The following is a 5027-nucleotide window of genomic DNA, read 5'->3' as shown; positions in this document are numbered from 1 at the left end:
GGCGGCGGTGCGCACGAGGCGCCCCGCGCCGTCCCGGCGTGCCGCGCACCGTTTCGACCCGCCCCACGCCATTCTGAGCCGCCCCACGCCATTTCGAGGCGCCGCGCACCGCCGCCCGCGCCCCGCGCCCCGCGCCGGAAGGGCGACGGACTCAGGGCAGCCGCTTCGGCACCGGCACCCGCAGCAGGTCGTGGGCGACGGTCAGTTCGCCCTCGAAGCCCGCCGCGCGGGCCTGGCGCGCGAAGACGTCCGGGTCGCCGTAGCGCTGCGAGAAGTGCGTCAGTACGAGGTGGCGGACGCCCGCCGCCGCGGCCACCCGGGCCGCCTGGCCCGCCGTCAGGTGCCCGTGGTCCTCGGCCAGCCGGACGTCCTCGTCGAGGAACGTCGACTCGATGACGAGCAGATCGCACCCCTCGGCCAGCGCCTCCACGCCCTCGCACAGCCGGGTGTCCATGATGAACGCGAACCGCTGGCCGGGCCGGGCCTCGCTCACCTGGTCGAGGGTGACCGTGCCGTGCTCCTCGGTGGCGAGCGCGCCCTCGCGCTGCAGCCGGCCGACCGCCGGGCCGCGGACGCCGTACGCCGCCAGCCGCTCCGGCAGCATCCGGTGCCCGTCCGGCTCGACCAGCCGATAGCCGTACGACTCGACGGGGTGCGAGAGGCGGCGGGCTTCAAGGGTGAACGCCGGGGTGTCGGCGATCAGCCCGCCGTCACCGGACACCGGCTCCTCGCGCAGCGCCACGGTCTCGCGGTACGCCGTCGCGTAACGCAGCCGCTCGAAGAAGTGCCGGCCGCTCGCGGGGTAGTGCGCGGCGATCGGGTGCGGGACCCGGTCCAGGTTGATCCGCTGGATCACCCCGGCGAGACCCAGCGAGTGGTCGCCGTGGAAGTGGGTGACACAGATGCGGGTCAGGTCGTGGGCGGCCACGCCCGCGAGCAGCATCTGCCGCTGGGTGCCCTCTCCGGGGTCGAAGAGGATGCCCTCGCCGTCCCAGCGCAGCAGATAGCCGTTGTGGTTGCGGTGCCGCGTGGGCACCTGGCTGGCGGTGCCGAGGACGACGAACTCGCGTGCGGACACGGTCGGCCTAGCCGGGCGGCCAGTTGAGGCCGCGGCCGCCCAGGACGTGGGCGTGCGCGTGGAAGACGGTCTGGCCCGCGCCCGTACCGGTGTTGAACACCACGCGGTAGCCGGTGTCGTCGACCTTGTCCTCGGCGGCGACCTCGCCGGCCTCCCGCAGCACGTCGGCCGCGAGCGTGGGCTCGGCGGCGGCGAGCGAGGCGGCGTCCGGGTAGTGCGCCTTGGGGATGACGAGGACGTGGGTCGGCGCCTGGGGGTTGATGTCGCGGAAGGCGACGGTCGTCCCGGTCTCCCGGACGACGTCCGCCGGGACCTCCCCCGCGACGATCTTGCAGAACAGGCAGTCGGCCCGGGGTTCTCCCGCCATGGCGTCTCCCTCTTCGGTCTGGGTGATCGGTCACGGTCGATCGGTCGTGATGATCGGCCTGGTCGGCATCGTATCCCGCGGCCCTCGCGCTCAGGGGAGGGCGGGCGGCGTCTTCGCCGGCCTCTCCTCCAGCGCGGCGAGCGCGATCCGGACCGCCTCGTCCAGCTGGGGGTCCCGGCCCGCCGCCCAGTCCTGGGGCGTGCACACGACCTCCACGTCCGGGTCGACCCCGTAGTTCTCCACCCCCCACTCGTACCCCTCCAGCCAGAACGCGTACTTCGGCTGGGTCACGCTCGTGCCGTCCACCAGCGCGTAGCGGCTGTCGATGCCGATGACGCCGCCCCAGGTGCGGGTGCCGACGACGGGGCCGATGCCCAGCGCCTTGATCGCCGCGTTGACCACGTCGCCGTCGGAGCCGGAGAACTCGTTGGCCACCGCCACCACCGGCCCGCGGGGCGCGTCGTAGGGGTAGCTGTGCGGCCGGACGCCGCGCGGCACGTCCCAGCCCACGATCCGCCGGGCCAGCTTCTCCACGACGAGCTGCGAGGTGTGGCCGCCGCGGTTCTCCCGGACGTCCACGACGAGCCCGTCCCGGGCCACCTCCACCCGCAGGTCGCGGTGGAGCTGGGCCCAGCCGGAGCCGACCATGTCGGGCACGTGGAGATAGCCGAGCCGGCCGCCGGAGCGCTCGTGGACGTACGCCCGGCGGTCGGCGACCCAGGCGTGGTAGCGCAGCGGCTCCTCGTCGGCGAGGGGCACGACCACGACATGGCGCGGCGCGCCGCCGCCGGCCGGGGCGACCGTCAGTTCGACGGGCTTGCCGACGGCGCCCACCAGCAGCGGGCCGGGCCCGGTGACGGGGTCCACCCGGTGGCCGTCGACGGCGAGGATCGCGTCACCGGCGCGCACGGCGACCCCGGGCGCGGCGAGCGGGGAGCGGGCCGCGGGGTCGGAGGTCTCGGACGGCAGGACGCGGTCGACGCGCCAGGTGCCGTCCTCGGCGCGGGAGATGTCGGCGCCGAGGAGCCCCTGCCGGTGGCGGTCGCCGCCGTGGCCGCCGGGCGGGATGACATAGGCATGCGAGGTGCCCAGCTCGCCCTGGACCTCCCAGAGGAGGTCGACGAGGTCGTCGTGGGTGGCGACGCGGTCGAGCACCGGGCGGTAGCGGTCGAGGACGCCGGCCCAGTCGACGCCGCCGAGGTCGGGGCGCCAGAAGTTGTCCCGCATCAGCCGGCCGGCCTCGTCGTACATCTGCCGCCACTCGGCGGCCGGGTCGACGGTGAGCCGCATGCGCGAGAGGTCGATCCTGACGCTGTCGTCGCTGTCGTCGTCGTCCGAGGGCTTGCTGTCGGCGGGCACGAGGCGCAGTTTGCCGCCGGAGCGCAGCAGGACCCGCCGGCCGTCGCCGGTGACGGCGAAGTCGTCGACGTCCTCGGCGAGTTCCTCGACGCGCAGCTGGGCGAGGTCGTAGCGCTCCAGCTCGGTGGTGGGGCCGGCGGCGTCCGGCCGGGCCAGGGCGGAGCCGAGAACGCCGCGCAGCGGGTGGCGGAGCCAGAGGACGCCGTTCTCGGCGGCGGCGAGGGTGGAGTAGCGGGCGGCGTCGACGGGGAACGGGATGATCCGGTCGGCGAGCCCCTCGACGTCGACGCGGGTGGCGGGGGCGGGGGTGTGGTCGGCGTCACCGGAGCGGTCGCCTGCGCCGTGGCCGTGGTCGTTGCCTTGGTCCGTGCCGTGGCCGTTGCCGTCGCCGCTGCCGTGGCCGTGGCCGTCGCCCGGGCCCTCGTCGGGCTCGGCGGACGACGAGGACCGGCCCAGGGGCCGCCCGTGGCGCTGCGGCCCGAACGGCGAGGGCGTGGTGGCGGCGAGCGTGATCAGGTGCGGCCGGCAGGCGTTGGGGAACGACAGGTCGAAGACGTGCGCGTCGTACACCGGGTCGAACGCCCGCTCGGAGAGGAACGCCAGGTGCTTGCCGTCGAGGGTGAAGGCCGGCGAGAAGTCCCGGAACCGCAGCGGGGTGGCGTCGGTGACGACGAGGTCGGCGAGCCCGGCGAGCTTCAGCTGGCGCAGCGGGCCGGGACCGGGGTGGGACCAGGCGAGCCAGCCGGAGTCGGGCGAGAAGACGAGGTCGGTGGCGTCCCCGTACTCGCTGCGCGCCACCTCCCGCACCTCGCCGGACTCGCGTTCGACCAGCAGGACCCGGCCGTCGTGGGAGGCGACGGCGATCCGGGAGCCGTCGGGCGCGACGGCCAGGCAGTGCACCCGGCCGAGCCGGCCGGCGGCGATCCTGCGCGGTTCGCCCCCGGTGGCCGGCGCGATCTCCAGGGCGTCGTCGCCCTCGGCGTCCGTGACCCACACGACGTGCTCGGCGCCGGCCAGCCGGAACACCCGGGGCAGCCGCGCCCGTACCCCCGGGCGGGCCGCCAGCGCCCTGGCCGGGCCGTCCCGGTGGGTGACCCAGTGGATCGCGCCGCGGGCCTCCACGGCGCTGCCCCGGCCGGTGTGGTCGGGCGCCGCGTCCTCCAGGTCCCGGGCGGCGGCGACGGGGTGCGGCTGGAGGTCGGTGCGCTGACCGCCGAGGCGTATGTCGAGCCGGCGCGGAGCGGCGCCCTCCAGGTCGTCCAGCAGCCAGATCTCACCGGCGGCGACATAGGTGACGCGGGCGCCGTCGGTGGCCGCCTGGCGGGCGTAGAAGCCGGGGCCGCCGCCGTCCGCGCCGAGGTCCAGGGGCGTGTGGCGGCGCAGGTCGGTGCCGTCGGGCAGGGAGGAGTAGAGCGCGCCGACGCCCTCGTGGTCGGAGAGGAACGCGATCCGGGAGCCGACCCACAGGGGGTACTCCAGGTTGCCGTCCAGGCCGGCGTGGACGCGGTGGAACGCGCCCCGGCCATCGGGGTCGAGCCACAGCTTGCCCGCCGTGCCGCCGCGGTAGCGCTTCCACGCGGCGGCCTCGCGGCCCATGCCGGCGGACTGGAGCAGGACGGCGCCGCCGGGCCCGTACGCGACGTTCCCCACCGGCCCGTACGGCAGGGTGGCGGCCGGGCCGCCGTCCAGCGGCACGGCGCGGGCCCACATCCGCCGCGTGGACGGCTGCCCGTACGGGCTGACCGCCAGCACCCGGCCGTCCGGCGTCCAGCCCCGCACGGACGTCTGCCAACTGCCCCAGTGCGTCAGGCGCTTGGCGGGGCCGCCGTCCACGGGCGCGAGGTGCGCCTCGGGGACGCCGTCGCGGGTCGAGGTCCAGGCGATGTGCGTGCCGTCCGGGGAGAACCGGGGGTGCGAGACGGGCGTGTTGTCGGCGCTCACCCGCCAGGCGCGGCCCCCGTCGAGCGGCGCCGCCCAGACGTCGTCCTCGGCGGTGAAGGTGAGCAACTCGCCGTGCGGGTGCGGGTAGCGGAGGTACGAAGGCTGCGTCACGTTCGTAACACTAATGACGGCGGCGCGGGGGCACAGGGGGTTTGGCAGGTTGCCCGGGGCGCGCGCCCCAGGCCCGGGCCGCCTACTTGGACGGCGGGGTGCAGGAACAGGTCGGCGAGGGGTCCGGCGGGGCGGTGACCGTCACCGTGGCCGGTGGGTCCGGTACGGGGG

Annotated in this window: 3 protein-coding genes; all 3 read right to left on the bottom strand. The window is 76.0% G+C overall.

Annotated elements, in window-relative coordinates; all coding sequences use genetic code 11:
• Nucleotides 1-151: 151 nt before the first annotated feature.
• A complete protein-coding gene (locus ACSNOD_RS28265; RefSeq protein ID WP_436769910.1) occupies nt 152-1078 on the bottom strand; it encodes a ribonuclease Z in 927 nt (308 codons plus the stop codon).
• A 7-nt stretch (nt 1079-1085) separates the two neighbouring features.
• Nucleotides 1086-1445 (bottom strand): histidine triad nucleotide-binding protein, encoded by a 360-nt coding sequence (locus ACSNOD_RS28260; RefSeq protein ID WP_436769909.1) that lies wholly within the window; start codon nt 1443-1445, stop codon nt 1086-1088.
• Nucleotides 1446-1535: 90 nt separating this feature from the next.
• A complete protein-coding gene (locus ACSNOD_RS28255) occupies nt 1536-4856 on the bottom strand; it encodes a S41 family peptidase (RefSeq protein WP_436769908.1) in 3321 nt (1106 codons plus the stop codon).
• Nucleotides 4857-5027 lie beyond the last annotated feature (171 nt).

The sequence above is a fragment of the Streptomyces sp. URMC 123 genome (genome assembly GCF_051386515.1).
GTDB lineage: Bacteria > Actinomycetota > Actinomycetes > Streptomycetales > Streptomycetaceae > Streptomyces.
Note: the sequence above shows the minus strand (reverse complement) of the source record. Positions and strands in the feature narration are given on the sequence as shown.

Bases quoted from the DNA above. Each gene is read 5' to 3' on its own strand.
- ACSNOD_RS28260 (WP_436769909.1), bottom strand. From the start codon at position 1,445: ATGGCGGGAGAACCCCGGGCCGACTGCCTGTTCTGCAAGATCGTCGCG.